Raw genomic sequence first — 4,038 nt, 5'->3', positions numbered from 1 at the left:
ATACGGTTCAAGCAGATAAAAGTGGTCATGGAGACGCTTGAAGTTCGGGAGGATGTAGCAGAATATCTGCCACCTGACCGGCGGTATAATTCACCTGAACAGATTGCAGCACTGTTTCAGTTTCTGACACGCGAGGCGAAGGAGTATTTCTTTACTCTGCATCTGGACGGAAAGAACCGGATTGCGTGTATTGACTGCGTATCAGTTGGTTCACTGAATCAGTCGATTGTGCATCCACGCGAAGTTTTTAAGACGGCGTTGGTCTCGAATGCAGCGGCCCTCGTGTTGATACACAACCACCCATCCGGTGATCCGACTCCCAGCAGTGAAGATATTGCAATCACCAGACGACTGAAAGAGGCTGGTGATCTGCTGGGTATCAAGGTCATGGATCATGTGATTGTCGGTACGGATGGTATGGTTTCGCTTTTGGAGAGAGGGGTGATGTAGGGGTATTCTGTTTGTTTGTAAATTCTTGCACGTGCTCAAGCATCAAGAAAAGGGTTTATAACCTTCAACTTAGAATCAATCATTAATCCATGCTGCATATCTTCGGAATACAAAACAGTGCAACCATTATCAAGCGCTGAAGCTACAATTAGACTATCCCAGAACGAAACGTTGTATTTTCCGCGAATCCTGTACGCATCCTGATACACTTTAAAGTCGAGGGGAGCGATGTTGGCAACGGCGGCTATACCCTTTGTCACCTTGGCTTTGATGGCAGTGTCATCCACCCCGTACTTGCGGGAAAGTATCCAGTGAAATTCATTAATTACCTGCACAGACACAAATACAGCACTGACAGGCGGTAGATTTTCGAGTAGCGACAGAATATGCTGCTGTTTGGCGCGTTCCTTTTCACATTCCAGAAAGGCATATATCCAGATGTTGGAGTCTATGAATATCTTAGACTTCACTGTAGATGTCGTCCCGTGCTACCGTCTGATACTGAGTAACGCTGATAGGCTTGTAAAATTCCGCAGGAAGTTTATTCTTTGCCGTAGCCTGTCTCTTCACAGCTCTACCGTAACGTAGCATGACAAACTGATAGAAGTCGGCTACCTCACGCCGCGCAGCCGCAGGCAGGAGTGAAAGATCAAGATTTTGTGCTGTTGCTTTCATGTGCGTACCTTTTGAATTTTGCAGATAAAGTGAAGCTGCCAAAGGCAATGCAGCAGATACTAGATGGCGTAACAATACTAAAAAACTGCCAGAACGGCAATAGCTGTCATGAATCGTACCCCCGATTCACTTGTTGGCTATGTAAAGAACTGGCCCGTGAGGACAATGTGTCACTTAAACAGTTTATTGTCGTGGCTCTTGCGGAAAAGGTGTCTGCTCTGAATACAGCGGCTTTTTTCCAGGAACGCGCTGCTCGGGCTGACCATGATAAAGCATTGAACATTCTTGATTCGGTGAAGAAGTTGTCACCAGTTCCGGGAGATGAATTGCCGCTTTGATTCTGAGTGTCCTGAACAGGTTGTATCGAAAAACGTCAGTTGTAAAGTTTACAAGCATGAGTGATTTAAGGACTTACATCGATAACAGGAAAAAGCGCGATCCTGATTTCAGTGGAAACTATGATAATGGCTTTCAGGATTTTATGGTTGGGGATGTCCAATCAGCTCTTGCTGAAGCAGACAATTCTGAAACCGTCTTCGTATCCCATGATGCTATGCGTGAGTGGTGGGATGTTAAGAAGCAGTTATTGGCTGAACATTCAAGAAAGCGTACTGAAAGTTTAAAAGCATATAGTATTGGATGCCACTCAATAATAGGAAACATCTAATAATAGATACAGGCATACAATATTTATATGCCTGTCTAAGCTGGTGATTAACGAGTTGAACAGAAAAGATAATTAAACAAAGGTGATACATGAAATTTGATGCATATACGATCAAAGCCCGGATTGCGCCTGCTTCGGTTACTGCACTGGTTCCAATGCTTGTATTTAATCATTTCTTTATAAGCGAGGAGTTTAGGAAATTAATTGGAAATATCCTTGGCTTGAAGTTGTTCAGTGCTGTAACGATCTCCACAATATCCATCTTTTTCCTTGCTGAATTTTCGCGCGCTATAAGCAAGCAACTTTTTCAGAAAATAATGTTCCAAGACGAAATGCGTATGCCAACTACAGAGTTCATGCTTTACGCAGATTTTACCTTTTCGGAAGACTTTAAAAATCGGTTTCGTGCCAGAGTTTTAAAAGATTTCAAGGTAACTCTGCCCACCTCTGACGAAGAGGCTGCAAATTGTAGTGAGTCACGCAAACGTATCGCTGAGTCAATCACATCCATTAGAAAAAAATTACACAGCAATTCATTCCTACTGCAACACAATATTGAATATGGTGCGATCAGAAATCTTCTTGGGGGAGCAGTTCTAGCAGTTGTCTTGAGCGGACTGAATGTTTTGATGTTTACTGAATATGTTGCCAATCAATTTGCTGTGCATATCAGCGTGGTTCTTATTATTTTATACTCAACATTAATTGTTACAGGCCCTTGGTTTGTTAAAGTTTACGGTCGAAGTTACGCTAAAATTCTTTTCAGAGAATATATGAAATGATTTGCAACTGACGGTACGAATTACTGCACTGATCAAACCTATTCCAGATCATGAGAGGATACTGTGAAATATTCCCCTTTAAAATACTACACCGACGCTTCTAGAAAACCACTAATATTTCATGTCATTGATGTCGGTGGTGGCTTGATGATACTACTGATTTTCCCTGACTTGACCGTGATGCTATACGACTGCAACGTTACAGAAGACAATAAACAGAGAGTTTTAGGTTATTTGGAGAATCACATACCGTCGAGACTTAATCATGCAACTCTTCAACAAGAAAAATGGATTGATATTTACGTAAACTCTCATAGAGATCAAGATCACTATCGAGGTTTGTCTTCTGTAAAGGAAATATTTGATGTCCGCCAAATATGGGATTCAGGGGAGACAGGAGCAACTACACAAGACACCGACTATCAGTACTACATGCGCTTAAGACGCCGGCTTATCGAACAAAATGGTAAAAGTGCTGTTTTTGTTCCTACACCTTCTTTAAAACCGATTCTGTCTCTCGGTGGTGCTGCAATCTATTGTTTAAACTCATCTGAAGATGTTGTACTTTCCCGACCTCAAAGTGAATACCTAGCAGAAGCAAAAGTACAACACACTAACAGCATTGTTCTTTCAATCACTTATTCTGGGCACAATATTATGCTTCCGAGTGACTCAGATTGGCATGCCTGGAAAGATCATATAATTCCAGTATTTAAAGGCAAAACATGCCTGAACGGTGACATCCTTGTAGCAAGTCATCATGGTTCTCGATCTTTCTTTACCGATGAAAATAACGATGGGATTGACCTCAAACAAAACCCTGACACGACCTATTTAGATGCCTTGAAATTAATTGACCCTAAAATCACCTTAATATCTTGTGGTGATTATTCTCAGTATCATCATCCAAATGTTGATGCTTTAAAGGAATATAAATTACATACATCAAACAAACAGGTTTACACAACAAATGCAAAGGGGACTTTTGCTGGTTGTATCAATAGTGATGGCACATGGACTGTAGTTCCATCAAGATTTAGATCAAAATCAATTGGTAGCGGCAACTTTGATATTCGGTGCATTTCAACATGTGAGGGACAATCCGTAACCATTAATTCTGGTGCCACTGTAAGAACAGGCAGTAGCTTGGAATTTTCAATAGCTGTGTCTGGAGGGATTACCGACCCGCAGGATAGCGTTGAAGTATGGTGGGAAGTTTCAAACGGTGGTGTTGGTTTAGATCATGACCATCAAGAAATTTACTATAAAGATAAAAACGAATCTGGAGGTAAATACAAGTTCACTAGGGTTGTATCGTATAAGGGTACGCACTTGTTAAGAGTTTACCTATCTAACAAGAAAAAGAGAATATACTTGACACGGATATTTGTTGTTACCGGAAAGTGATTGCATAAGGCAAAGTTCAACCAAGCGCAGCAGCGGTGAACCCGCTGTGCTCTCAGC

6 protein-coding genes are annotated in these 4,038 nt (G+C 41.6%); 5 read left to right on the top strand and 1 reads right to left on the bottom strand.

The genetic code is table 11. The features are described 5' to 3' along the window. Positions 1-450: JAB domain-containing protein (locus OEL57_RS14935; protein WP_300741543.1), on the top strand; the 450-nt coding region annotated here is incomplete at its 5' end. 35 nt (positions 451-485) lie between these two features. On the opposite strand, the gene OEL57_RS14930 is transcribed toward OEL57_RS14935, so the two are convergent. After that, on the bottom strand, positions 486-920 hold the full coding sequence (locus OEL57_RS14930; protein ID WP_300741540.1) for a PIN domain-containing protein: 435 nt from the start codon (positions 918-920) through the stop codon (positions 486-488). Between the two features lie 171 nt (positions 921-1,091). Between OEL57_RS14930 and OEL57_RS14925 the strand changes: the two genes are divergently transcribed. The 4 genes from OEL57_RS14925 to OEL57_RS14910 all read left to right on the top strand — a co-directional run bounded on the left by OEL57_RS14925 (position 1,092) and on the right by OEL57_RS14910 (position 3,981). Then, positions 1,092-1,463 carry a hypothetical protein gene (locus OEL57_RS14925; protein ID WP_300741539.1) on the top strand — a complete coding sequence of 124 codons (372 nt, stop codon included), beginning with the start codon at positions 1,092-1,094 and terminating at the stop codon, positions 1,461-1,463. A 56-nt stretch (positions 1,464-1,519) separates the two neighbouring features. After that, on the top strand, positions 1,520-1,792 hold the full coding sequence (locus OEL57_RS14920) for a hypothetical protein (protein WP_300741538.1): 273 nt from the start codon (positions 1,520-1,522) through the stop codon (positions 1,790-1,792). Between the two features lie 89 nt (positions 1,793-1,881). Then, positions 1,882-2,574, top strand: a complete 693-nt coding sequence (locus OEL57_RS14915) for a hypothetical protein (protein WP_300741537.1) — start codon at positions 1,882-1,884, stop codon at positions 2,572-2,574. A 63-nt stretch (positions 2,575-2,637) separates the two neighbouring features. Then, positions 2,638-3,981: a ComEC/Rec2 family competence protein gene (locus OEL57_RS14910; protein ID WP_300741536.1), complete on the top strand. Its 1,344-nt coding sequence runs from the start codon at positions 2,638-2,640 to the stop codon at positions 3,979-3,981. The last annotated feature ends 57 nt before the right edge of the window (positions 3,982-4,038 follow it).

The organism is Trichlorobacter sp., assembly GCF_030247655.1.
Taxonomy (GTDB): Bacteria; Desulfobacterota; Desulfuromonadia; order Geobacterales; family Pseudopelobacteraceae; genus Trichlorobacter.
This window is presented reverse-complemented; position numbering and strand designations above follow the sequence as displayed.

What these genes read in the sequence shown, in the direction of transcription:
- OEL57_RS14920 (WP_300741538.1), top strand. Translation starts at nt 1,520, where the DNA reads ATGAGTGATTTAAGGACTTACATCGATAACAGGAAAAAGCGCGATCCT.
- OEL57_RS14915 (WP_300741537.1), top strand. Translation starts at nt 1,882, where the DNA reads ATGAAATTTGATGCATATACGATCAAAGCCCGGATTGCGCCTGCTTCG.